Source organism: Isoptericola cucumis (assembly GCF_014635665.1).
GTDB classification, from domain to species: domain Bacteria; phylum Actinomycetota; class Actinomycetes; order Actinomycetales; family Cellulomonadaceae; genus Isoptericola; species Isoptericola cucumis.
Map to the genome: position 1 here is coordinate 30,644 of NZ_BMDG01000007.1, position 23,661 is coordinate 54,304.

Annotated in this window: 19 protein-coding genes; 10 read left to right on the forward strand and 9 right to left on the reverse strand. The window is 72.9% G+C overall.

All coding sequences use genetic code 11. The features are described from left to right. Nucleotides 1-3: 3 nt before the first annotated feature. Both cysC and IEW03_RS11300 read right to left on the reverse strand, forming a co-directional pair. The gene (gene cysC, locus IEW03_RS20605) at nucleotides 4-1,245 is read right to left on the reverse strand and encodes an adenylyl-sulfate kinase (RefSeq protein WP_188523796.1); all 1,242 of its coding nucleotides are present in this window, start codon (nucleotides 1,243-1,245) and stop codon (nucleotides 4-6) included. Further along, nucleotides 1,242-2,270: a sulfite exporter TauE/SafE family protein gene (locus tag IEW03_RS11300; protein ID WP_188523797.1), complete on the reverse strand. Its 1,029-nt coding sequence runs from the start codon at nucleotides 2,268-2,270 to the stop codon at nucleotides 1,242-1,244. The genes cysC and IEW03_RS11300 overlap by 4 nt, the downstream gene beginning before the upstream one ends. A gap of 142 nt (nucleotides 2,271-2,412) precedes the next feature. Here IEW03_RS11300 and IEW03_RS11305 point away from each other — a divergent pair, with 142 nt between their 5' ends. From IEW03_RS11305 to IEW03_RS11330, 6 genes are all read left to right on the forward strand, one after another. Further along, complete coding sequence (locus IEW03_RS11305) at nucleotides 2,413-3,270, forward strand: inositol monophosphatase family protein (RefSeq protein ID WP_188523798.1); 858 nt, start codon at nucleotides 2,413-2,415, stop codon at nucleotides 3,268-3,270. Next, on the forward strand, nucleotides 3,267-4,169 hold the full coding sequence (gene cysD, locus IEW03_RS11310) for a sulfate adenylyltransferase subunit CysD (protein ID WP_188523799.1): 903 nt from the start codon (nucleotides 3,267-3,269) through the stop codon (nucleotides 4,167-4,169). Before IEW03_RS11305 ends, cysD begins: the two co-directional genes overlap by 4 nt. Nucleotides 4,170-4,172: 3 nt before the next feature. Further along, nucleotides 4,173-5,483 carry a sulfate adenylyltransferase subunit CysN gene (gene cysN / locus IEW03_RS11315; protein ID WP_188523800.1) on the forward strand — a complete coding sequence of 437 codons (1,311 nt, stop codon included), beginning with the start codon at nucleotides 4,173-4,175 and terminating at the stop codon, nucleotides 5,481-5,483. A 196-nt stretch (nucleotides 5,484-5,679) separates the two neighbouring features. Beyond that, nucleotides 5,680-6,918 carry a hypothetical protein gene (locus tag IEW03_RS11320; RefSeq protein WP_188523801.1) on the forward strand — a complete coding sequence of 413 codons (1,239 nt, stop codon included), beginning with the start codon at nucleotides 5,680-5,682 and terminating at the stop codon, nucleotides 6,916-6,918. Between the two features lie 134 nt (nucleotides 6,919-7,052). Beyond that, on the forward strand, nucleotides 7,053-9,125 hold the full coding sequence (locus IEW03_RS11325; RefSeq protein WP_188523802.1) for an acyltransferase family protein: 2,073 nt from the start codon (nucleotides 7,053-7,055) through the stop codon (nucleotides 9,123-9,125). 101 nt (nucleotides 9,126-9,226) lie between these two features. Beyond that, nucleotides 9,227-9,865 (forward strand): sulfotransferase family 2 domain-containing protein, encoded by a 639-nt coding sequence (locus tag IEW03_RS11330; RefSeq protein ID WP_188523803.1) that lies wholly within the window; start codon nucleotides 9,227-9,229, stop codon nucleotides 9,863-9,865. A 13-nt stretch (nucleotides 9,866-9,878) separates the two neighbouring features. On the opposite strand, the gene IEW03_RS11335 is transcribed toward IEW03_RS11330, so the two are convergent. The 7 genes from IEW03_RS11335 to IEW03_RS11365 form a co-directional block, all read right to left on the reverse strand. After that, nucleotides 9,879-11,459, reverse strand: coding sequence for a glycosyltransferase family 61 protein (locus IEW03_RS11335; RefSeq protein ID WP_188523804.1), 1,581 nt, complete (start codon nucleotides 11,457-11,459; stop codon nucleotides 9,879-9,881). A gap of 68 nt (nucleotides 11,460-11,527) precedes the next feature. Beyond that, entirely contained in the window at nucleotides 11,528-12,397 is an 870-nt protein-coding gene (locus IEW03_RS11340) for a class I SAM-dependent methyltransferase (protein ID WP_188523805.1), read from the reverse strand. A 107-nt stretch (nucleotides 12,398-12,504) separates the two neighbouring features. Further along, nucleotides 12,505-14,415 carry a gamma-glutamyltransferase family protein gene (locus IEW03_RS11345; protein ID WP_188523806.1) on the reverse strand — a complete coding sequence of 637 codons (1,911 nt, stop codon included), beginning with the start codon at nucleotides 14,413-14,415 and terminating at the stop codon, nucleotides 12,505-12,507. Continuing rightward, nucleotides 14,415-15,116 (reverse strand): YoaK family protein, encoded by a 702-nt coding sequence (locus IEW03_RS11350; protein WP_308808209.1) that lies wholly within the window; start codon nucleotides 15,114-15,116, stop codon nucleotides 14,415-14,417. The genes IEW03_RS11345 and IEW03_RS11350 overlap by 1 nt, the downstream gene beginning before the upstream one ends. 142 nt (nucleotides 15,117-15,258) lie before the next feature. Further along, on the reverse strand, nucleotides 15,259-16,179 hold the full coding sequence (locus IEW03_RS11355) for a glycine betaine ABC transporter substrate-binding protein (RefSeq protein WP_188523807.1): 921 nt from the start codon (nucleotides 16,177-16,179) through the stop codon (nucleotides 15,259-15,261). Between the two features lie 59 nt (nucleotides 16,180-16,238). Then, nucleotides 16,239-17,123, reverse strand: coding sequence for an ABC transporter permease (locus tag IEW03_RS11360; RefSeq protein ID WP_188523808.1), 885 nt, complete (start codon nucleotides 17,121-17,123; stop codon nucleotides 16,239-16,241). Then, nucleotides 17,120-18,451, reverse strand: coding sequence for a quaternary amine ABC transporter ATP-binding protein (locus IEW03_RS11365; protein ID WP_188523809.1), 1,332 nt, complete (start codon nucleotides 18,449-18,451; stop codon nucleotides 17,120-17,122). The genes IEW03_RS11360 and IEW03_RS11365 overlap by 4 nt, the downstream gene beginning before the upstream one ends. A 624-nt stretch (nucleotides 18,452-19,075) precedes the next feature. On the opposite strand from IEW03_RS11365, the gene IEW03_RS11370 reads away from it, so the two are divergent. The 4 genes from IEW03_RS11370 (at nucleotide 19,076) to IEW03_RS11385 (ending at nucleotide 23,624) form a co-directional block, all read left to right on the forward strand. Beyond that, nucleotides 19,076-19,717: a sunset domain-containing protein gene (locus IEW03_RS11370; RefSeq protein WP_188523810.1), complete on the forward strand. Its 642-nt coding sequence runs from the start codon at nucleotides 19,076-19,078 to the stop codon at nucleotides 19,715-19,717. Nucleotides 19,718-19,902: 185 nt separating this feature from the next. Beyond that, entirely contained in the window at nucleotides 19,903-21,453 is a 1,551-nt protein-coding gene (gene ahcY / locus IEW03_RS11375; RefSeq protein ID WP_371870620.1) for an adenosylhomocysteinase, read from the forward strand. A 96-nt stretch (nucleotides 21,454-21,549) separates the two neighbouring features. Continuing rightward, on the forward strand, nucleotides 21,550-22,929 hold the full coding sequence (locus tag IEW03_RS11380) for a sensor histidine kinase (RefSeq protein ID WP_188523811.1): 1,380 nt from the start codon (nucleotides 21,550-21,552) through the stop codon (nucleotides 22,927-22,929). A 26-nt stretch (nucleotides 22,930-22,955) separates the two neighbouring features. Then, nucleotides 22,956-23,624: a response regulator transcription factor gene (locus IEW03_RS11385; RefSeq protein ID WP_188523975.1), complete on the forward strand. Its 669-nt coding sequence runs from the start codon at nucleotides 22,956-22,958 to the stop codon at nucleotides 23,622-23,624. The last annotated feature ends 37 nt before the right edge of the window (nucleotides 23,625-23,661 follow it).

Genomic DNA, 23,661 nt, shown 5'->3' on the forward strand with positions numbered 1-23,661 from the left:
GGCTCAGCCGTCGAGGCGGGCGACCAGCGCCGCGCGCACCTGGGCGACGGCGTCGGCGACGTCCACCTGCGAGGTGTCGATCACGAGGTCGGCGTCGGTCGGCACCTCGTACGGGGACGAGATGCCCGTGAACTCGGGGATCTCGCCGCGGCGCGCCTTGGCGTACAGGCCCTTGCGGTCGCGGGCTTCGCACACCTCGAGCGGCGTGCTGACGTGCACCAGGAGGAACGTGCCCGCCGCCTCGGCGTGCTCGCGGACGCGGGCGCGCCCGGACGCGAACGGTGCGATGGGGGCGGCCACGGCGACGCCACCGTGCGACGCGACCAGCGACGCGACATAGCCGATGCGTTCCACGTTGAGCTCGCGCGACTCCTTGTCGAAGCCGAGGCCCTTGGACAGGTGGTGACGCACCTCGTCGCCGTCCAGCAGGGTCGTGTGCAGCCCCTCGTCGTCGAGCTCGGCGGCGAGCGCGCGGGCGACGGTCGACTTCCCCGACCCGGACAGCCCGGTGAAGAAGACGACGGCCCCGGACCGGCGGGCGGTGCGTGCGGCGCGCACGACCTCGCGGGCCGACGGCTCGGGGTAGAGGTCCGCGACCTCGTCGGCCCACAGGGAGCCAAGGTCGCCGACGCGCTCGCGGTCGGCCTGGTCCCGGTGCTCGGCGAGCACGACGCTGCGCGTGGCGCCATAGCGGGCGGCGACGTCCGCCCAGCCGGGCCGGGCGGGCGAGGACGCGGGCCACGGCACGACGACGACGTCGACGCGGGTGGCGTCGGTGCGCAGCCCGTCGGCGAGGTCGGCCGCCACGCGGACCAGTCCGGGGGCTCCGACGGCGCCGGCGGCGGGGGCGCGGCGCGAGGCCGGCACGAGGAGCAGCACGCGATCCGCACCGGACGTGAGCGCCGGCAGGACGGTGACCTCGCTGCGCGTGGGCGCCTCGGCGACGACCACCGCGGCCACGTCGGCCCCGCGCACCTCGGCCCGCACGTCGTCGGCGCCCCGGCGCAGGGCCGGGTCCCAGTGCGGACCGGCGGCGCGAGCGAACGGCTTCACGGCGCGCACGCCGTCGTCGTCCGCCACCGCCAGGGGGGTGTTCTCCGCGTCGGTGAGCGTCACCGGCGTCGGGCCCTCCGGTGACCAGGCGGGACCGCCGGAGAGCGCGAGCTCGAGCAGGTCGAGCTCGTCGGCGGTCAGGACGCGGGTGCGGGCGGGGAGGTTCTTGGTCGGGTGCGCGGGGAGGTTCATGGGCGGGCGGGACCGTCCTTCGGGTCGGCGGGCGGCGTCGTGGTGGCCGCGGAGGTGGTCGTCGGAGGGTCGGCCGGTAGCCCGGGCGGGGCGGGGGCCGGTGCACTGACCGTACCGAGCCGCAGCGGCTTCGGCGGCAGCGTCTTGATCCGCTCACGCACGACGATCCACAGGACGTTGCCGATCACGAGCGCCCCGGCCGCTGCGCCGATGACGATGCCCAGCGACGCGCCGAGCAGCTTGAGGCCCGAGGCGAGGAGCAGGATCGCGAGCGCGCGGCGGATGATGCCGCCCGGCGCCCGGCTGGAGACCTGGGCGCCGAACCATGCGCCCGGGATGGCGCCGATGAGCAGGGAGGTCGTGAGGCCGAGCTCGAAGTCGCCGTACAGGATGTGCCCCAGGGACGCCGCGGCGACGAGCGGGACCGCCTGCACCAGGTCCGTGCCCACGAGGTTGGACGCCTTGAGCGCCGGGTACAGCATCAGCAGCACGACGATGATGATGGAACCCGCGCCGACCGACGTCAGCCCCACCATGAGGCCGGCCACGGCGCCGAGGATCAGCGTGGGGACCTTGCGGACGACGACGTCGGCGTTGCTCGGCGCGGCCGGCCCTTCCCCGAGCGCCGTGCGGCGCTGCAGCATGCCGAGCACGGCGCGCACGACGAGGCCCGCCGAGGCGATGAGCAGGGCCACGCCGAGCACCTTCTTGAGCGCCTCGTCGAACCCGTCGCCCAGGGGGAGCCACTGGATGAGCAGCGCCCCGGAGAAGGCGGCGGGCACGGAGCCGATGCACAGCCACAGCACCAGCTGGAGGTTCACGGTCTTGCGGCGCAGGTGCACCACCGCGCCCGCCGGCTTCATGAACAGGCTCGCCACGACGTCGCTCGAGACCGCCGTGAGCGGGTCGACCTTGAAGACGAAGATCAGCATCGGCGTCATGAGTGCGCCGCCGCCCATGCCGGTGAGGCCCACGATGAATCCGACGATCAGCCCGCCGAGGATCAGAGGCAGGTCGATGTCCATGTCCACCAGTTCTGTCGGGAATAAGAAGAGCAGTGCGCGCGGGCCGGGCGGTGATCACCTCACAGTCGCACGCATGGGGGGAATGGTAGCCTCGGCGGCGGCCTGCACGGGCCTCCGACGAACCCCTCGACCGAGGAGCTGCATGTCCGAGCCGAGTCCGACGTACCCGGACCCGTCGCTGAACGACGCCGCGCTCGCCGCGGCCCTGGCCGACGGTGCGGGGGCGGTCCTGCTGGGCCTGCGCGCGGCCGTCGACGCCGCCGGCGGCGGCTTCGAGGCGCGCGCCTTCAAGGATGCCGGGGACGCCGCGAGCCAGGAATGGCTCGCCGCCGCGCTGGCGCACGCGCGGCCCGGCGACGCCGTCCTGTCGGAGGAGGCGAAGGACGACGCGTCCCGCCTCTCCGCCGACCGGGTCTGGATCATCGACCCCCTCGACGGGACCCGCGAGTTCGCCGAGCGGCACGCCGACGGCGACCGGTGGCGCGACGACTTCGCCGTGCACGTCGCACTGTGGCAGCGCGGCCGGGGGCTGACCGCGGGAGCGGTGGGCCTGCCCGCACGCGGCACGACGTTCGCCACGGCCGACGCCGCGGGGCCCGCCGCCGAGGCGGCCCGCGAGGTCCTGGAGGGCCGGCGGCCGCTGCGCATCGCGGCGAGCCGCAGCCGCCCGCCGGAGTTCGTGACCGCCCTCGCCGCGCGGGACGACGTCGAGCTGGTCCCGATGGGGTCGGCAGGCGTCAAGGTCGTGTCCGTCGTCGACGGGACCGTCGACGCCTACGTGCACGGTGGTGGCCAGTACGAGTGGGACTCCGCCGCCCCGGTCGCCGTCGCGGCCGCCGCGGGCCTGGACTGCACGCGCCTGGACTCCTCCCCGCTCGAGTACAACCGCCAGGACCCCTGGCTCCCTGATCTTTTCGTGTGCCATCCGGCCCTGGCGTCGCACCTGCGCGCGGCGCTGACCCAGGTCGGGGTCGACATCAAGGAAGGTGCCCAGTCGTGACGTCCCACGTCCTGAGCCAGCTCCGCAGCCTCGAGGCGGAGAGCATCCACATCATCCGCGAGGTCGTGGCGGAGATGGAACGCCCCTGCCTGCTCTTCTCGGGCGGCAAGGACTCCATCGTCATGCTGCACCTGGCGGCCAAGGCGTTCGCCCCCGCGCGCATCCCGTTCCCGATCATGCACGTGGACACGGGCCTGAACTTCCAGACCGTGCTCGACACCCGGGACCGCTGGGTCGAGCGCACCGGGGTGCAGCTCGTCGTCGCCTCCGTCCAGGACGCGATCGACCGCGGCCTGGTCGCCGAGGAGCCGAACGGCTCGCGCAACCGCATCCAGACGCCGGTGCTGCTGGAGGCCGCGGAGAAGAACGGCTTCGACGCGCTGTTCGGCGGCGGCCGCCGCGACGAGGAGAAGGCCCGCGCCAAGGAGCGCGTGTTCTCCTTCCGTGACGACTTCGGCCAGTGGGACCCGAAGAACCAGCGTCCCGAGGTCTGGAGCCTGTACAACGGCCGCGTCCACCAGGGCGAGTCGATCCGCGTGTTCCCGCTGTCCAACTGGACCGAGCTGGACATCTGGGCCTACATCGCGGCCGAGGGCATGGACATCCCGGACCTGTACCTCGCCCAGGAGCGCGAGGTCGTGGACCGCGGCGGCATGCTGTTCGCCGTCAACGAGTTCACCCCGCTCAAGGAGGGCGAGACCGCCGAGGTGCGGTCCGTCCGCTACCGCACCGTGGGCGACGCCAACCTGACGGCGGCGGTCGAGTCGACCGCCACGACGCTGCACGAGATCGTCGAGGAGGTGGCCGCCGTCCGGCTCACCGAGCGCGGCGCGACGCGCGGCGACGACAAGGTCAGCGAGGCCGCCATGGAGGACCGCAAGCGAGAGGGCTACTTCTAAGCCATGACCACCACGATCGAGACCACGGCCGAGGCTCTGACCGACGGCTCCACGGACCTCCTGCGCTTCGCGACGGCGGGCTCGGTGGACGACGGCAAGAGCACGCTCATCGGGCGCCTGCTGTTCGACTCCAAGACGATCTTCGAGGACCAGCTCGAGTCGGTGGAGAAGGTCAGCACCGAGCGGGGCAACGACTACACCGACCTGGCGCTGCTCACGGACGGCCTGCGTGCCGAGCGTGAGCAGGGCATCACGATCGACGTCGCCTACCGCTACTTCGCGACCCCCAAGCGCAAGTTCATCATCGCGGACACCCCGGGCCACATCCAGTACACCCGGAACATGGTCACGGGCGCCTCGACCGCCGACGTCGCGCTGATCCTCGTGGACGCGCGCAAGGGCGTCATCGAGCAGAGCCGCCGCCACACGTTCCTGGCCACGCTGCTCGGCGTGCCGCACATCGTGGTGTGCGTCAACAAGATGGACCTCGTCGACTACTCCGAGGAGGTCTTCGAGAACATCCGCAAGGACTACACGGACTTCGCCTCCCGGCTGCGCGTGCCCGACCTGACGTTCATCCCGGTGTCCGCCCTCGCGGGGGACAACGTGGTGAACCGCAGCGAGAACATGCCGTGGTTCGACGGCCGCCCCCTGCTGAGCCATTTGGAGAGCCTGCACGTCGCCAGCGACCGCAACCTGCAGGACGTGCGGTTCCCGGTGCAGTACGTGATCCGGCCGCAGTCGCACGACGCGCGCGACTACCGGGGCTACGCCGGCACCGTCTCGGGCGGCGTCATGAAGCCGGGCGACACCGTGCGCGTGCTGCCGTCGGGCCTCGAGACGACCATCGAGGCCATCGACACCGCCGACGGTCCGGTGGACGAGGCGTTCCCGCCGATGGCGGTCACCGTGCGCCTGGCCGACGAGATCGACATCTCGCGGGGCGACATGATCTGCCGGCCGCAGAACAGCCCGGCCGCGCTGCAGGACATCGACGCGCAGATCTGCTGGATGGACGAGACCGCGCCCCTGGTCAAGGGCAAGAAGTACGCCATCAAGCACACGACCCGGTGGGCCCGCACCATGGTCAAGGACATCAACTACCGCATCGACGTCAACACGCTGCACCGCGACGAGGACGCGACCGAGATCGGGCTCAACGAGATCGGCCGCATCCAGCTGCGCGTCACCCAGCCGCTGTTCGTCGACCCGTACCGGCAGAACCGCGAGACGGGCGCGTTCATCCTGGTCGACGAGTCCACGAACAAGACCGTGGCGGCCGGCATGGTGGGCGGCCTGCCGCACGCCTCCTGACGACGGGGTGACCGACCCGGCTCGGACACCCGCCTGACCCCGCGGCACCGCCGCACCGACGTCGGCCTCGCGCTCGAACGAGCGCGAGGCCGACGTCGTGCTGCCGGGGGAGTGCGACGAAGCCCCAGATTTCACCCTGGCCCGGGGCACCCGGTTCCACCATCATGAGCCCAGATCTCAAGAGGAAGAGGGCTCAATGAAGCGCATTCTCGGTGCCGCGGTCGTCGCGGTGCTCGCTGCGGGTGCCGGTCTCGGTGTACCGGCGGCCGCGACGGCGGCCGTCCCGTCCGGCGTCGTGACGTCGAAGGAGTTCGCCAAGGTCGCGTACGGGAACTCGATCTCGTACGTCCGGTCCACCTTCGGCAGCAACGGCAAGGTCGTCGACCGTTACGACGGTCCCGGCACGGCGGACGACTACGTGCGGGTCGAGTTCCCGACCTACTACGCGGCCGGGACCGTCGAGATCGAGTTCCTCCGCCGCTCGTCCGGGACCTGGTACCTCGTGGCCAAGTACGCCCTGTGGGGCAACACGGCGAAGCGGACGGCCGACAAGGCCACCCAGTCGGAGTTCCACACCGTCAAGCAGGGCAACACCATCACGCACGCCCGCAGGGCCTTCGGCACGAGCGGCACGATCACGGAGGTCTACGAGGCGCCCGGGACGAAGTTCGACGGCGTGGTGCTGGAGTGGCCGACGGCGTCGGTCGACGGCTGGGTCCAGGTCTACTTCACCAAGAGCCCGTCCGGCACGTGGAAGGTCGACACGCGCTCGGCCTACTGGGCGGTCGAGCCCAGGCGGACCGCCGACAAGGCGACCGAGGCGGAGTTCGACGCGGTCAGGATCGGCAACTCGCTCGACCACGCCCGCAGCACCTTCGGTACCGGGGGGACGATCGGGTACTCCTACGACGCACCCGGCACGGTCGACGACGCGACGATCATCGGCTGGCCGACGGAGTCCCCCGACGGGTACGTCGAGCTCGAGCTCGGGAAGCGGTCCTCGGGCGCCTGGGCGGTCGCCGCGAGGCACGCGTACTGGGCGGTGCCCGCGAAGGCGACCACGAACCCCGCGACGGAGGCGGAGTACGGCACGCTCAGGGACAAGCTCGCGAACGGGTACCAGGTCTCGCTCAGCGAGGCGCGCGGCGTCTTCGGCAGCGCCGGCACCGTGGTCTACCGGGGCGACGGCCCGGGGACGGACGGCGACCAGCTGCTCGTCCACTGGTACACCGGGACCGACGGCGCGGACGTGCTCATGAACTTCGTCGTGTCGGGCGGCACGTGGACGGCCCTGACCGTCGACGACATCGCCGGGCCGTGGAGCGGTGCGGCGGCCCGACGCTCGCTCAGCTCCCCGGAGCCCTCGGAACCGGCACCGGCTCTCGACCGGGACCAGCCGGAACGGCCGTCGTGGGACCTCCGCTCCGACGGCTGAGCCCGGGCGGCGGAACCTGACGAGTACCTCGGTGGTCGTGCCCCTGGTGCGGGGGCACGACCACCGGTTTGTGCGCGGGGCCTAAGATGTCCTGGGCCCGTTCTCGGGTGCCGACGACCGACGGAAGGCCTGGTTTGCTGGAGACTGCTCAGACTGCGGAGCCGCGCGCCGAGCGCGCCGCACCCCGCGCAGGCGGGACCCGCAAGGACATCCAGGCGCTCCGCGCGATCGCGGTGGGCGTCGTCGTGGTGTACCACCTGTGGCCCGGGCGGCTCCAGGGCGGCTTCGTCGGCGTCGACGTCTTCTTCGTCATCTCCGGCTTCCTGATCACGTCGCACCTGCTGCGCCGGCCGCCCCGCAGCGGGCGGGACCTCGCGACCTTCTGGGCCCGGCGGGTGCGCCGCCTGCTGCCGGCGTCGTTCCTCGTGCTCCTGGTCACGGTGGCGGCGACGTTCGCCCTGGCCCCCAGCACGCTGTGGGCGGACACGCTCCGGGAGGTCGGTGCGGCGGCGCTCTACGTCGAGAACTGGTCGCTCGCCGCGTCGTCGGTGGACTACCTGGGCGCCGAGGCCGCGGCGTCGCCCGTGCAGCACTACTGGTCGCTCTCGGTCGAGGAGCAGTTCTACCTCCTGTGGCCCCTGGTGCTGGTGGTCGTCGCGTGGTTCGCCGCCCGTCGTGGCGGCGACCTCGTGCGGCGGGCGTCGGTGGCCATCGGCGTGATCGTCGCGGTCTCCCTGACCTGGTCGGTCGTGGCGACCGCGCTGCGACCGGCGAGCGCGTACTTCATCACGCCCACGCGGATCTGGGAGCTCGGCGTCGGGGCGCTGCTCGCGACGCTGAGCATCCACGTCGCAGCCCGGTGGCGCACCCCGCTCGCCTGGACGGGCATCGCGATGATCCTGGCCGCGGCGGTGGCCTACGACGGCTCGCTCCCGTTCCCCGGGTACACCGCCGCGCTCCCCGTCGTCGGGTGCGCGCTGGTGATCGCGGCCAGCAGCGAGCGCACCCGCTGGTCGCCGCGGGCGATCGGCGACGCCCGCCCGGTGCAGTGGCTGGGTGACGTCTCCTACTCGGTGTACCTCTGGCACTGGCCGCTCATCGTGCTCGCGCCGTTCGTCCTGGGGCACAACCCCGGGCTCCTCGAGCGGGTGGGCGTGCTCGTGGCGGCGCTCCTCCTCGCCGGGCTCACCAAGCCGTTCGTCGAGGACCGGTTCCGTCGTGGCCGCGGGAGCTCCGGGCGCGCGATCGCGCTGGCGCTGGGCGCGTCCGTCGTCATCGGCGGGGCCGCGATCGCCGGCTCGTACGCGCTCGAGGCCTCGGCCGAGGCGAACATCGAGCGGGCCGCCCAGGCCGCGCAGGGGCCGTGCGCCGGTGCGGCGGCGATGGCGCCCGGCGCCGACTGCGAGACGTCCGGCGACGACGAGCTCATCCTCTCCCCGGTGGAGGCCGCGGACGACAAGCCGGCCGCGTACGAGGACGGGTGCTGGGAGTCGCCGCCCTTCGAGGGCACCAAGACCTGCCACTACGGCTCCCCGGACGCCGGCACCCGGGTGGCGCTCGTCGGCAACTCGCACGCGGGCAACCTGCTTCCGCCGCTGCAGGACCTGGCGGAGAAGAACGGGTGGTCCGTCACGACGGTGGTCGCCTCGCAGTGCCCGACGTCGGACATCCGGTGGCAGTTCGACACGCCGCAGGACACCGAGGGGTGCCACGCGTGGGGCCAGCGCGTCCTGGACGAGGTCGACGAGGGCGACTTCGACCTCGTCGTCACGTCGCAGCTGACGCCGTTCACCGCCGCGGGCGTGGCCCCCGCCGAGAGCGACCAGGCGATCGCCGACGGCTACGCCCGGTACCTCGAGGACCTCACGGCCACGGGCACACCGACGCTCGTCGTGCGCGACTTCCCGTACCCGAAGCACACGATCCCGTCGGTGCCGGACTGCCTGGCGGCCGCCGGCTCGCCCTCCGAGTGCGACGGGGAACGGTCGCAGTGGCTCACCCCGGACCCGCTGTACGACGCGGCCGAGGGGCTCGACGACCCCGCGCTGTCGACCGTCGACCTCAGCGGCTACACCTGCACCGAGGAGACGTGCCCGGCGGTGATCGGCGGCATCGTCGCCTACTTCGACGCGTCGCACCTGACCGCGACGTTCTCGCGGACGCTGGCGCCCTACCTCGAGGAGGCCGTGGTCTCACGACTGCACTGACCCTCTGCCCGCGATCCGGGACGTCGAGGAAACGCCGGGGGAGAGTCCGTACGGTGCCCCGAGGCAATCGAGTTTCCGGCACCAGAGGAGTTTTCTGCGCCATGCCTGTCTTCATCAAGGACGACAAGGCCGTCCTGTTCGTCCACATCCCCAAGGCCGGCGGCTCCGCCATCGAGAAGCACTTCCGGGCGGCCGGGTACCGGATGCACTACCGCGACGGGCGGACCGGACCGGGCACCCTCAACCGGCTGATGCACTGCTCGCCGCAGCACATCCATGCGGCCCTGTGCGCCGACCTCTTCAGGCTGGAGCGCTTCACCGGCATCTTCACCGTCGTACGCGAGCCGATGGCCCGGTTCCGCTCCGAGTACGCGATGCGCAACACGAAGGCCGTCGACGGCGAGCGCCGGCTCGACACGAGCGCGTCCGCGGTCGACCGCTGGGTGGACGACGTGATGAAGCGCTACCTGAAGGACCCGTACGTGTACGACAACCACATCCGGCCGCAGTCGGACTTCGTCGTGCCCGGTGCGCTGGTCCACCGTCTCGAGGACGGGATGAACGGGCTCATGACCAAGCTCAACGAGTCGTTCGGGCTCGGCCTCCCCGAGTCGGTGGAGGCGGTGCGCACGAGCGAGAAGGTCAGCGGCGTCTCCAGCGACCGGGTGGAGCTGTCGCCGGCCGTGGAGTCGCGGTTGCGGACCTTCTACGCGGACGACTTCACGACCTTCGGCTACTGAGCCGACGCGGCGGTCAGGCGGGCGCCGCCCCGTCGAGCACCCGCCGCAGGAACGCGCCTTCGCGGTCGGCGTCGAAGGTGAACGGGGCGTGCAGCCGCGCTCGGGACTTGATGGGGACGCCGGGCGGGGCCTCCCCGCGGCACCACGCCATGTAGAGCCGATGGCCGTTGATCGCGGTGATCATCGCCTCGTTCTGGACGTAGTAGGTGTCGGCCGAGACCAGGATGACCCGCTTGGGCTCGGGCGCGAACGCGAGGCTGAGCATCGCGCTGCCACCGAAGCCCGCGACGTCGCGGGCGGAGCGGAACAGCTGCGCCTGCTCGGTCAGCGGGTAGTCCTCGGGGAACAGCACCTCGAACCCTCGGGAGGCGAAGAACTCCTCGACCTCGCCGGTGTTGCGGCACTCCCGCTTGGAGATCCGGCGCGAGCAGAAGATCCGGTCCGGGTAAGCCCGGTCAGGGGCTTTGGACGCCAGGGCGTCGCCGGTGCGCCGGTACACGTCCCGGACCGCGGGGTGCACGTAGTTGGGCTGCGAGAAGGCCGGCGTCGCGGCCACGAGCCGGTCGGGCCGGACCGGACCGTCGACGAGCACCAGGTCGGCCGGCGCGACGCCCGCCGCCTCGTAGAGCTGGTGCTCCCAGCCGGCGAGCGTCGGGTACGGCCTCCGGGTGTGCACGAGCGCCTTCGCGTCCGGGTAGCGCCGCTTGACCTCGGGCCAGGCCCACAGCCGGGAGAGCTGCTCCGTCATGGCGTGCCCGAAGTGCCCGCGGAACTCGGAGTCGAGGAGGAAGTAGACGCCTTCGAGCCGGGCCGGGGACTGCATCGTCCTCAGGTGGGCGAAGTTCCGGTCCACGCGCTGGATGAAGTGGTTCGTGAGGACGGGGCGGATGAAGTGCCGGAAGGTGTCCGGGAGCACGACACGCCCCTGCGTCACGACCTGGCCGCGTCGCGAGACGGGCTTCTCGTACTCCCGCAGCTGGAGCGGCGGCGCGTCGTACGCGTTCGCGCAGTCGACCGCGTCGTCGCTGGCGCTCGCCACCACCTCGTCGTGCCGCACCACCCGGGCTGCCGGCAGCTCGTGCAGCACGCGGCCCGCGCGCGGGCCCATCCGGGTGAGGTACTCCGCCGCCTCCTCCTCGCGCACCTTCGTCCAGGTGCGGCGGCCGCTGACGAGCCACAGGTGCGTCTCGTGGACCCCCACGCGCGCCAGCACCGGGACGGTCGGCGGGCGGTCGCCCTGGGCCGGTCCGGCGCACACGGAGGCGCGCAGCCCTGCCTCGACGAACGGTCCCACGCGGCGCATGAGCACGTCGGCGCCGACGACGCGGGCCGCGTCGCGGAGCACGAGCACCCCGCCCTTCCTGAGGTGCGGCAGCAGCTCCCGGGCACGGCGTGCACGACCGTCGCCGTTCGTGGTCAGGTCGACGATCGCGTCGAGCGTCCCGGAGGTCGCGAGCACGAGCCGGACACCGGCCCGCCCGGCCCCGGCGTCGACGTCGAGGACCACGACCCCCGGGCACAGGTCCCGGATCTCCCGGGCGAGCTCGGGCTCGGGCACGCGCGAGACGAGGGCGAGCCGCCGCAACGAGCTCACCCCTGCCTGCCGGGTCGCCCCGACCAGTGACCGTGCCTGTGCCTCGCACGCCCCCGTCACGGCGCCGGTCACCTGCCTCGGGCCCGGGACGAGCCGAGGGCCCGTCCCGGCACGGGTGCGCGGGCGCCGACGCGCTCGGCCTGCTCGCGCAGCGCCCGCCGCCGGCGCCGGTAGTCGGCGGGACGGTGCAGCGCCTCCTGGACCTGCGCCAGCCCGCGCTCGCGCCTGCGCCACGGCCGGTCGCCGCGGTGCAGGAGCCCCCAGACCGGGAGGGCGGCCAGGGCGTGCGCGTCCCACGCGCCGTCGCGCCGCAGGACGGAGGCGGGCACCTGCTGGGGGTCGTCGCGCACGTACTCCGCGACGATCTCGTCGTAGTGGTCCTGGAGCACCGTGCTCGACGGGTCCGCTCCGAGGACGACGACCACGCCGGTCGGCCTGGTGTCCACCGGCAGGACCGTGAGGTCGGGCCGGTACGCGCGCAGGACCTCCGCGAGCCAGAACACGTCGCCGGCCCAGGCGCCCGTGTGACGGCCACGGGCCGCCTCGCCGGTGTTCCGCGGCAGCATGTCGTCGAGGACGATCACGCTGGACCACCGGCAGTGCTTCTCCACGTTGATGAAGTCGCGCAGGGCGTACTCGAAGAGGTGCATGCCGTCGATGAACGCCAGCTCCACGGGGCCGCCGAGCCAGTCCTCGGGGTCGGTCGTCGCGAAGTAGTCGTCGGAGGTCGTCCGGGCGAGAGCGACCTTGGCGTGCAGCTCGGACCTGACCCGGAACGCCGGATCGATCCCGACGCTGGGCACCGTCGACAGCCCGAGGCTCTTGCCGGTGGACACGCCGACCTCCAGGTACGTGCGAGGTCTCAGCCGTTCGTGCAGACGCGTGAGGAACTCGTGCCTGCTGAGACGCTTCTTCGCCCGGCGACACGTCTGTGACATGGGTCATATGGTCGCGCGTCGCGCCCGGCGTGGGAAGGACGGCGGCGGATGAGATCGACGGGGACGTGGCCGCCCGGCTCTCGGGCGCGCGGCTCTCGGGCGCGCGGTCAGCGGCCCGTCGCGTACCCCTGCGCCCCCCGGGGGTTGGCCGCGGCGCCCAGGACGCCCGTGGCCGGGTCGCGGGTGACGGCGGACAGCCGGCCGAGCGCCCAGTCGCCGGCGAGGGTGAGCACGTGCCCGCGGTCGGCGAGACCGGCCAGCACGTCGGCGCCGAGCCGGTCCTCCACGACCGCGCCGCCGGGGGTCCAGGTGCGCGGCCAGAACGACCCCGGGGCGGACGTGGTGTGCAGGGCGGGCGCGTCGATCGCCTCCTGCGGCGTGTAGCCGCCCACCAGCACGCGCAGCAGGAACGCGAGCTGCCACTGGTCCTGCTGGTCGCCGCCGGGCGACCCGCACGCGAGCACGGGCTCCCCGTCGCGCAGCACGAGCGTGGGCGTGAGCGTGGTGCGCGGTCGGCGCCCCGGCTCCAGGCGGGAGGGCGACGACTCGTCGAGCCACGTCATCTGCAGCCGCGTGCCGAGAGCGAAGCCGAGCCCCGGGACGGTGGGGGAGGACTGCAGCCAGCCGCCCGACGGTGTCGCGCTGATCATGTTGCCCCACCGGTCCACGACGTCCAGGTGGCAGGTGTCGCCGCGGGTCGCGCCGGCGGCGTCGGTCTCGAGGCCGTCGCCCGCAGACGCCGCGGCGGCGGGAAGGACCACCGTGGGCTCGCCGACGCCCGCGGCGCCGCCCGCCGGGGCGCCCGGCAGGGCGGCAGCAGGCATGTCGGTCGCGTACGTGGTGCGCAGCGGCGGCACGGCCGGGGTGGTCCGCCCGGCCACGGCGCCCGGGCGCACGTCGTGAGACGCCCGCTCCCCGACGAGATCGCGGCGCGCGGCCGCGTACTCCGGCGACAGCAGCACGTCCAGCGGCACGCGGTCCTCCGCGCCGTCCTGGTGCCCGCCGTCCCCGTACCAGGTGTCCCGGTCCGCGAGGGCGAGCTTCAGCGCCTCGAGGACGGTGTGGGCGCCGAGCTCGGTGGAGGGGTCCAGGCGCTCGTCGTCGAACCCGTCGAGGATGCACAGCGCCTGCAGCAGCGCCGGCCCCTGGCCCCAGGCGGCGGTCTTGGCCACGGTGTGCCCGCGGAAGTCGATCGTCGTGGCGTCCTCGGAGGAGGCCTCGAACGCGGCCACGTCCGCCGCGGTGAGCACGCCGGCGTGGTCGCGGCCGTCGGAGTGCCGGTGCGGGGTGCGCAGGAACTCCTCGGCCGCCTCGCCCACGAGCGTGCGCCAGGCGTCGCGGGCGGCGTCGACGGCCGCTGCCCGGGACGCGCCGCCGGCCGCGGCGGCGTCGGCCACGGCGGCCAGCCGGTCCAGGACGGCGGCGAGCTCCGGGTTCGTCACGAGCTCGCCCGGCCGCGGCGCCCGGCCGCCCGGGAGCCAGCGCTCGGCGGACGTGGGCCAGTGCTCGCGGAACAGCTCGGCGACGCCCTCGACGGTGCGGCACACGCCGGCCAGGACGGGGTGGCCGTCGCGGGCGTAGCCGGTCGCGGTGGCGAGCACGTCGGCCACGGTCCAGGTGCCGTGGTCGCGCAGCAGGAGGAGCCAGGCGTCGACGGCGCCGGGCACGGCGGCGGCGAGGGCGCCCGAGCCCGGGACGAGGTCGAGGCCCTCGACGTCGCGGTAGTGCGCGACCGTGGCGCCGGCGGGTGCCGGCCCCTGCCCGACGAGCACGCGCGGGCGGGCGGGCTCGTCGGCCGCCGCGAAGACCGCCGTCATGTCCCCGCCGGGGCCGTTGAGGTGCGGCTCGACGACGTGCAGCACGAACGCGCCGGCGACGGCGGCGTCGAAGGCGTTGCCCCCGCGCTCCAGCACCGACTGGGCACTCGATGACGCGAGCCAGTGCGTGGACGACACCATGCCGAACGTGCCGCGCAGGTCGGGTCGGGTGGGGTGCGTGCCGGGCGGCGTGAACGTCATCAGGCTTCCTCCGAGGTGTGTCCGAACGGGTGTCCCAGCGCGGCGACGGCGAGCGTGAGCACGGCGCTCACCGCCACGCCCCACGCGAGGTGCGCCTGCAGCAGCAGGGCGCCGGCGGCGGCCCCGGCGCAGATGAGCGCGATGGCGAGGATGCGTCGCGCGGCGTTGTCGCCGTGCCCGCCCGCGAGGCGCGAGTCGGCGGCCAGGCCGGTGATGGTCGACGTGACGACGACCGTCGTGACGTCCTTGACCGCCAGGTGCCGCGCCGTCGCGGCCTGCGTGCCCATCGCGAACGCCAGCAGCCCCGTCACGGTGAGCTGCACGCCGTGCGGCAGGTCGTCGTCGCTCACGACGAGCACGACCGCGATCGCGGCGAGGACCAGGCCCACGGTGACGAGCATCCCCGTGGTGCGTGACGTCCAGCCCACCGGGGCCGGCCGCAGCACGACCCCCGCGACGACGGCGCCCGCCATGAAGGTGCCGAGCGCCAGCAGCGGCCCGGCGACGGGCAGGTCGTCGCCGCCTGCGAGCGCCATCCCGAGGATGACGACGTTGCCCGTCATGTTGCCGGTGAACACGCGGTCCAGGCCGAGGTAGCCGACGGCGTCCGCGATGCCGGTGGAGAAGGTGAGGGCGAGCATGAGGACCAGGTGCAGGCGGTCATGGTCGCGGCCGAGCGGGCCGAGGAACGAGCGGGGCACCAGGTCACCGTACCGACCGTCGCCGCCGGGCCGGGACGCGCGGGGCCGGGCGGATCGGGCCGGGGACGAGAAAGCGCCGGGGTGGTGCGGGCCCGAAGGCCCGCACCACCCCGGCGCGATCCGTGCTACCTCGGCGGGAAGGTCACTTCGCGGCGCCGCCGGTGACCTGGTCGACGAAGTCGGGGTTCTCCTCGAGCCACGCGTCGACGGCGGCCTCCGGGTCGTCCGCGTACTCCTCGTTGTTGAACATGAGGTTCTCGAGCGAGAACAGCTGCTCGTCGTCCAGGGTGAAGTTCTTCAGCCAGCCCTGGAGCTCCGGGTAGCGGTCGCCGAAGTCCTCGGCGCCCCACATGTGGATCTCCTCGGCCTCGCCGAGCGCGCCCTCCGGGTCTTCCAGGTCGCGCACGGGGAACTCGTCGTAGGCCCAGTGCGGGCGCCACAGGGTGACGGCGATGTTCTCGCCGGCGTCGGTCGCGCCCTTGAGCTCGGCGAGCATCGCCGGGGTCGAGGAGATCGAGTAGTCCATGCCCTCCAGGCCGTAGGTCGGGATGACCTCGTCCTGGGTGATCTGGGTGAGGCCGGCGCCCGCCTCGATGCCGACGAGCTTGTTGCCGTACTCGTCGGACATCTTGGCCAGGTCCTCGAGGCTCTTGGCGGGCGAGTCCTCGTTCACGGCGATGGTGAGCTTGGCGTTGTCGTACCAGACACCGAGGTCGGTGACCTGCTCGCCGTACTTCTCCTCGTAGGCGGCGTGCGTGTAGGGCAGCCACACGTCCATCGTGAGGTCGAAGTCGCCGCCCGCGAGGCCGGTGTAGATGACGCCGACGTCCGCGGTCTGCGACTCGACCTCGTAGCCCTTCTCCTCGAGGATCGAGATCCACAGGTTGGAGACGGCGATGCCCTCGTCCCAGCCGGAGGGGATGCCGATCGAGATCTCCTTCTCGTCCCCGCCCTCGCCGTTCGTGGCCTCGGGCTCGTCGGAGCTGCAGGCGGCCAGGGAGACCGCCAGGGCCAGCGTGCCGCCGATGGCGGCGAACCGTCGGGTGCTACGTCCGAAAGTCATGATGTCCTTCCTTGTCGTTCCCCGCGCCGGGCCGGCCGGGCGGGCTGAGGTCAACGGGCTCAGCGCGTGGCCTTGAGTGCCTTCGCGACGGGGGCACGGTCGGCCAGCGCCGAGGTCACGCGGTCAAGGAAGATCGCGAGGATCACCACGGCCAGGCCGGCCTCGAACCCGAGCGCGACGTCCACGCGCTGCAGTGCCGCGACGACGTCGTCCCCGAGGCCGCCGGCGCCGACCATGCCGGAGATGACGACCATGGACAGCGCGAGCATGATCACCTGGTTGACGCCCGCCATGATCGTGGGCATCGCCAGCGGGATCTGGATCTGGCGCAGGATGCGCCGGTCGGTCGAGCCGAACGCGCGGCCGGCCTCGACCACCTCGGCGTCGACCTGCCGGATGCCCAGCTCGGTGAACCGGACGCCCGGCGCGATCGCGAAGATGACCGTCGCGATGATGCCCGGCACGGGGCCGGTGAGGAAGATGACGACCGTCGGGATCAGGTACACGAAGGCCGGCATCGTCTGCATGAAGTCGAGGATCGGCCGGACGACGCGCGAGACGTGCTCGTTGCGCGCGGCCCAGATGCCCAGCGGTATCCCGACCACCAGCGCGACCACGGAGGCCACGATCACCAGCGCCAGGGACTCCATCGCGTTGTCCCACTGGTTCATGGCCGCGACGAGGCAGAAGCCCAGGAACGTGCCGATGCCGAGCTTCCAGCCGCGCGCCCAGAAGGCGAGCGCGGCCAGCACCAGGGCGACGACGAAGAACGGGGGAGTGCTGAGCACCCACGCGAGCCCGTCGTACGTCGACTCGAAGAACGTCTTGATCGCGTCGAAGACCGGGTCGAACGTGTCCGTCATCCAGCTGATGAAGGACTCGACCCAGGCACCGAGCTCGATGCGGGGGACGAACGTCCCCGTGTCGGTGGCGGCGGCGATCATGCCGAGGCTCCTTCCGTCGGGTGGTCGCCGTCCGCGAGAACCTCCGCCGGCGTGCTGTCGGCTGCGCTCTCGGGGCTGTCGTCACCGTTGCTGTCGTCACCGTTGCCGTTGCCGTTGTCGCCGGGGGCCATGGCCTCCAGCAGCGTCACGCGGGGCACGATGCCGAGCAGGCGGCCCTCGTCGTCGACCACCGCGAGCGGGACGGAGGTCCCGGCGGCGGGCGCGAAGAGCTCGGCCAGCGGGGTGTCCGGGTGCACGGTCACGACGTCGGGGTCGACGAGGCCCTCGAGCTTCTCGACGCCCTCCCGGGCGGCGGGCACCGCGGCCTCGGCGTGGACCAGGCCCTTGAGGGTGCGCTTGCGGTCCACGACGTACGCGGACGTCACGTCGGCGTCGCGCATCTCGCGCGCGGCGAGGCGCGGCCCGCTCCCGATCGTCACGGTGACGCGGGGGCGCTGCATGACGGACGACGCCGTGAGCACGCGGGACCGGTCGACGTCGGCGACGAACTTCTCGACGTAGTCGTTGGCGGGGTCGGACAGGATCTGCTCGGACGTGCCGATCTGGACGATCCGGCCGTCACGCATGACCGCGATGCGGTCGCCGAGGTGCATGGCCTCGTTGAGGTCGTGCGTGATGAAGATGATCGTCTTGCCGAGCTTCTCCTGCAGCTCCAGGAGCTGCTCCTGCATCTCCGAGCGGATCAGCGGGTCGAGGGCGCTGAAGGCCTCGTCCATGAGCAGGACGTCGGTGTCGGCGGCTAGCGCGCGGGCGAGGCCGACGCGCTGGCGCATGCCGCCCGAGAGCTGGGAGGGCAGCGAGTCCGCCCAGCCGCTGAGGCCGACCATGTCGAGCGCCTCCTGGGCCTTCTGCTGCCGCTCGGCCTTGCCGACCCCCTGGATCTCCAGCGGGTAGGCGGCGTTCTCGAGCACCGTGCGGTGCGGCAGGAGGGCGAAGTGCTGGAACACCATGGACACCCGGCTGCGGCGCAGCGCGCGCAGCTGCTTGCCGTCCACCTTGGCCAGGTTGGCGTCGCCGAGCAGCACGTCGCCCGCCGTCGGCGCCCACAGGCCGTTGAGCATGCGGATGAGGGTGGACTTGCCGGAGCCGGACAGGCCCATGACGACGAAGATCTCGCCGGGCGCGACGTCGAAGCTCGCGTCGATCACCGCGGCGGTGCCGAGGCTCTTCACCTCGTCGCGCGAGGAACCGGCCTGCAGTCGCCGCACGGCTTCGCCGGGCTTGGGGCCGAAGACTTTGTAGACGCCGCGCACCGAGACCGCGGGGGCCTCGGCGGGCGCTGGGGTGGTACTGCTGTCTCCCGTCATACGGGCAGGGCTCGCCACCTTCCATCACGTTCGGACGCACCCACGGTCTCACCGGACGACGTCGAGCGCCGGTCACGAGTTGCCGTGCTTCCGGGATCGGGTGGGCACAAGGGCAACATGCACCTTGCAACGTCGACAGGGGCCGTGGCTAACTGCTCCTTCGGGACCATATTGCCCCCATATTCGGCTGTGCGCTGGGGTTTCACCGTCGAAACCAGGGCTGAAAGGCCTCCGTCATCGTTATTCGAATGTGATCTTTGCCGTGATCTGCCTCACGACCTGGGCGTTTGTCCACCATCGTGCCACGAAGGGGCGGTCAGGCGTCGCGCCGCCCGGGTCAAGCCGCGGTCTGTGCCGCTTCATGTCCGGACCGGACGGCGTCGGCACGAGCGCGGTCGACGAGATCCGCACGGCCGGAGGCCCGGGCGGTCGACGGGCGAAGTTCACCCTCGGCAGGCGGGTGATCTCTCGCGCTTTCCTGCCGGTTCCGGCGTTTCCGTCGGATACTTGACGCGCGACACCGTCCGCACCTCAGGCAGGACACGCCCCCACCGTCCTGCCGGTGCGGCACCGGTGTCGCACCACGCCCCCGCCCGCCCCGTCGGCGCACCCCAGGAGCAGACCGTGAACCACCCCATGCCCGCGCGCGGTCGCGGCCGCCTCGTCGCCCTCGTCACGGCCGTGACGCTGCTGGCCGCTCCGCTCGCCGTCGTGCCGGCGACCGCAGCCGCGCCGACGGCCGCCGCCGCGACGTCCGCGACCTCGCTGACGATCAAGAAGATCGGCACGAAGACCGCGCCCTACAAGAAGAAGGCGACGGTCAAGCCGCGCGTCACCCGCAAGGGGAAGGTCTCGGTGAAGTCCGCGACCCTCACCGTCGCGCAGCACGGCAAGCACATCGCGAAGAACAAGAAGAAGGTGGCCCTCAAGGCGGGCACCTACCGGGTGCGGACGAACGTCACCTACCGCACGTACACGATCAAGCCGTCGACGGGCGCCAAGGTCTGGTCGAAGGACAAGGTGAAGACGAAGGCCCAGAAGCTCGTCGTCAAGCAGGGCAAGAAGCCCTCGCGCACGTCGCCGATCAGCCAGAAGAACTGCCCGACGTGGGCGCCGATCAAGGGCAACCGGACGACGGCCAAGAAGGGCGACTGGATCTACCACGTGCCGGGCGGCCGGTACTACAAGGCGACCGCCCCGGAGGAGTGCTTCACCACGGCAGCGGCGGCCCGCAAGGCCGGCTACCGCGCGTCGCAGAACGGCTGACCTTCCGGCACGCCGCGACGAGGCCGGCACCCGACTCGGGTGCCGGCCTCGCTGCGTCCCCGAGGCACCGCGGACTACTCTGGGTGCTGGCTCGCGCCGACGACGGCGGGCCACGCGCAGACGGGAGCCCCCAGCGCGCACGTCATGACCCATGAACGACTCCGCGACTCCCTGGGAGGGTCACCGTGTCCACCACCGCTGAGGCACCCACCGCCACGTCCGGCTTCGACGAGGTGCCGGGCCGCTACAAGGTCCGCTCGCTCGCGCTCTCCGAGGCGGGCCGCCACCAGATCCGGCTCGCCGAGCACGAGATGCCCGGCCTCATGGCGCTGCGCGCCGAGTACGGCGAGTCGCAGCCGCTGGCCGGCGCCCGCATCGCCGGGTCGCTGCACATGACCGTGCAGACCGCCGTGCTCATCGAGACGCTCGTGGCCCTCGGCGCCGAGGTGCGCTGGGCGAGCTGCAACATCTTCAGCACCCAGGACGAGGCAGCCGCCGCGATCGCCGTCGGCCCGCACGGCACGCCGGACGACCCGCAGGGCGTCCCGGTCTTCGCCTGGAAGGGCGAGAGCCTCGAGGAGTACTGGGACTGCACCGAGCAGATCCTCGTCTGGCCCGGGGACGGGGACCAGGGTGGCCCGAACCTCATCCTCGACGACGGCGGCGACGCCACGATGCTGGTGCACCTGGGCCTGCAGTACGAGCGCGCGGGCGTCGTCCCGCCGGACACGCTGCCCGGGGAGCCCGACCACACGCACGAGATGAACGTCGTGCGCGGGGTGCTGCGCCGCGCGCTCGAGTCCGACCCGCTGCGCTGGACCACGGTCGCCCAGGCGATCGGCGGCGTCACGGAGGAGACCACCACGGGCGTCCACCGCCTGTACCACCTGGCGGAGTCCGGCGAGCTGCTGTTCCCGGCGATCAACGTCAACGACTCGGTCACCAAGTCGAAGTTCGACAACAAGTACGGCATCCGCCACTCCCTGCCCGACGGCATCAACCGTGCCACCGACATCCTCATCGGCGGCAAGGTCGCGTTCGTCGCCGGCTACGGCGACGTCGGCAAGGGCGCCGCGGAGGCGTTCCGCGGTCAGGGCGCGCGCGTCATCGTCTCCGAGGTGGACCCCATCTGCGCGCTGCAGGCCGCGATGGACGGCTTCCAGGTCGCGCGGCTGGAGGACGTCGTCGACCAGGCGGACTTCTTCATCACGACGACGGGCAACAAGGACGTCGTGCGGGTCGAGCACATGCTCGCGATGAAGGACAAGGCCGTCGTCGGCAACATCGGCCACTTCGACAACGAGATCGACATGGCCGGCCTCGCCGCCGTGGCGGGCGTCGTCAAGACGGAGATCAAGCCGCAGGTGCACGAGTGGACGCTCCCGGCCGGCACGGGGCCCGGGGGCGGCGGCCGCGAGCGGTCGCTCATCGTGCTGTCCGAGGGGCGCCTGCTCAACCTGGGCAACGCGACCGGACACCCGTCGTTCGTCATGTCGAACTCGTTCGCCAACCAGGTGATCGGGCAGATCGAGCTGTTCGCCGACATGGCCCGCGACGCCCAGGAGCGCCAGTACGCCCGCCAGGTCTACCGGCTGCCCAAGGTGCTCGACGAGAAGGTCGCGCGCCTGCACCTGGACGCCCTCGGCGTGCGGCTCTCGGAGCTGAGCCGCGAGCAGGCCGACTACCTCGGCGTGCCTGTCGAGGGGCCGTACAAGCCCGAGCACTATCGCTACTGAGCGACGGCGGCGCCGTCCCCGGGCGGGGGACTGCCCCCGCCCGGGACGGCGGCCCGCCCCGTGGCCCGGCGGCGTCGTCGTCGCGATCCTGGCACCATGACCGCCACCATGACCAGCACGACGACGCCAGCCGCGGCGGGGCCGCCCTTCCTCCTCGCCCCGTTCGACCGGCGCACGTGGCGCGCGTACGGCTACCTGTGGGTCGCGGTGCTGGTCGCGCCGTTCGCGCTGGCGTACGCGCTCTTCACCCTGGCGCTCACCGCGGGCATCGCCGTAACGGTCGTGGGCCTGTTCGTCGCGGGCGGGGTGCTGCTCGGCACGCGCGGCTGGGGCTCGATGTACCGGCGGATGGCGCGGCGGCTGCTCGGCGTCGACGTCGCCGCACCGTTCCCCCGCTCGCCCCGTCGCGGGTTCTGGCGCCGCCTGGGCAGCATGCTGGGCGACGCGACCGCCTGGCGCGCGCTGCTGTACATGGTCGTGACGTTCCCGCTGGCCCTCGTGGGGTTCGTCGTGAGCACCGTCCTCCTCGCCGTCGCCGCCGGCAGCATGACGCACTGGCTCTGGTCGCAGTGGCTGCCGCTGCAGCGCGCGTCCGACGGGACGCTGCACCGCGGGGCGTCGTTCGGCACCGACTGGTTCGTCGACACCCCGTCGCGGCAGCTCATGCTGATGGCCGCCGGCGTGATCCTGCTCTACCTGTGGCCGCAGGTGCAGCGCATCTTCGTGACCCTGTTCGCGCTGCTCGCCGCGAGCCTCCTCGGCCCCACGCGGGCCAGCATGCGGGTCGCCGACGTCGAGCGCGCCCGCGCGGTGACCGTCGAGGACGCCGACGCGCGCCTGCGCCGCATCGAGCGCGACCTGCACGACGGCACGCAGGCGCACCTGGTGGCGGTGGCGATGCAGATCGGCGAGGCGCGCGAGCTGGTGCGCGACGGCGCCGACCCGGCGGAGCTCGCCGCGGTGCTGGAGACCGCGCACTCCAGCACCAAGGACACCCTCGCGGAGCTGCGCGAGCTCGCCCGCGGCATCCGGCCCCCGGCGCTGGACGCCGGCCTGTCCGTCGCGCTCGAGACCCTCGCGGCCCGGGCGGCGTTGCCGGTGCGCGTGCACGCGGTCGGGCTGGACTCCGCCGACCTGCCCGCCAGCGTCACGGCGATCTCGTACTTCGCCGTCGCCGAGCTGGTCGCCAACGCGACCCGCCACGCCAGCGCCAGCGGGGTCGACGTCGTCGCCGGGATCGAGCCCCTCGCCGAGGGGCGCGGCCCGGCCGGGCGCGCCCTCGTGCTGCGCGTGCACGACGACGGCGTGGGCGGGGCCCGCGTGCGCGCCCCCGACTCCTCGGGCCGGGGCAGCGGCCTGGCGGGCCTGACCGACCGGCTCTCCGGCGTCGACGGCACCCTGCGGGTGGTCAGCCCGGCCGGCGGGCCTACGGTGGTCACCGTGACGATTCCCCTGAACCTCTCGGACGGGCAGTGACGGCGCCCGACACGTCCCGGCCGGCGCTGCGCGTGGTCGTGGCCGAGGACTCCGCGATCCTGCGCGACGGCCTCGTCGCGCTGCTCGCCCGCCGCGGCCACGACGTCGTCGCCGCCGTGGGCGACGGCGACGCCCTGGTGCGCGAGGTGACCGCGCTCGCGGCCGCCGACGACCTGCCCGACGTCCTGGTCGCCGACATCCGGATGCCGCCCACCCACACCGACGAGGGGCTGCGCGCGGCCGAGGCGCTGCGCGCCCTGCACCCGGGGCTGCCCGTGCTGGTGTTCTCGCAATGGGTCGAGACGCGGTACGCGTCGCGGCTGCTGGAGGGCGACCCGCACGGCGTCGGCTACCTGCTCAAGGACCGGGTCGCGGACGTGGGCGAGTTCGTCGCCGCGCTGGGCCGTGTCGCCGCGGGGGAGACCGTGCTGGACCCGGAGGTGGTGCGCCAGCTCATGGGCGCGCACCGCACGGCCGAGGACGGCATGTCGAGGCTGACGCCGCGCGAGAGCGAGGTGCTCGAGCTCATGGCCCTGGGCCGGTCCAACGGGGCGATCGCCCAGGAGCTGTACCTGTCGTACGGGGCGGTGGAGAAGAACGTGGCGTCCATCTTCACCAAGCTCGACCTGCCGCAGGACTCCGCCGACCACCGGCGGGTGCGCGCGGTGCTGCGCTACCTCGGCGTCGACGCCTGACCGACGTCGTCGCCGTGGGGGTGCCCGCGCAGCGGCG

What these genes read in the sequence shown, in the direction of transcription:
- IEW03_RS11345 (WP_188523806.1), bottom strand. Translation starts at nt 14,415, where the DNA reads ATGACGTTCACGCCGCCCGGCACGCACCCCACCCGACCCGACCTGCGC.
- IEW03_RS11305 (WP_188523798.1), top strand. Translation starts at nt 2,413, where the DNA reads ATGTCCGAGCCGAGTCCGACGTACCCGGACCCGTCGCTGAACGACGCC.
- IEW03_RS11300 (WP_188523797.1), bottom strand. Translation starts at nt 2,270, where the DNA reads ATGGACATCGACCTGCCTCTGATCCTCGGCGGGCTGATCGTCGGATTC.
- cysC (WP_188523796.1), bottom strand. Translation starts at nt 1,245, where the DNA reads ATGAACCTCCCCGCGCACCCGACCAAGAACCTCCCCGCCCGCACCCGC.
- IEW03_RS11330 (WP_188523803.1), top strand. Translation starts at nt 9,227, where the DNA reads ATGCCTGTCTTCATCAAGGACGACAAGGCCGTCCTGTTCGTCCACATC.
- IEW03_RS11365 (WP_188523809.1), bottom strand. Translation starts at nt 18,451, where the DNA reads ATGACGGGAGACAGCAGTACCACCCCAGCGCCCGCCGAGGCCCCCGCG.
- IEW03_RS11380 (WP_188523811.1), top strand. Translation starts at nt 21,550, where the DNA reads ATGACCGCCACCATGACCAGCACGACGACGCCAGCCGCGGCGGGGCCG.
- IEW03_RS11340 (WP_188523805.1), bottom strand. Translation starts at nt 12,397, where the DNA reads ATGTCACAGACGTGTCGCCGGGCGAAGAAGCGTCTCAGCAGGCACGAG.
- cysN (WP_188523800.1), top strand. Translation starts at nt 4,173, where the DNA reads ATGACCACCACGATCGAGACCACGGCCGAGGCTCTGACCGACGGCTCC.
- IEW03_RS11355 (WP_188523807.1), bottom strand. Translation starts at nt 16,179, where the DNA reads ATGACTTTCGGACGTAGCACCCGACGGTTCGCCGCCATCGGCGGCACG.
- IEW03_RS11320 (WP_188523801.1), top strand. Translation starts at nt 5,680, where the DNA reads ATGAAGCGCATTCTCGGTGCCGCGGTCGTCGCGGTGCTCGCTGCGGGT.
- IEW03_RS11360 (WP_188523808.1), bottom strand. Translation starts at nt 17,123, where the DNA reads ATGATCGCCGCCGCCACCGACACGGGGACGTTCGTCCCCCGCATCGAG.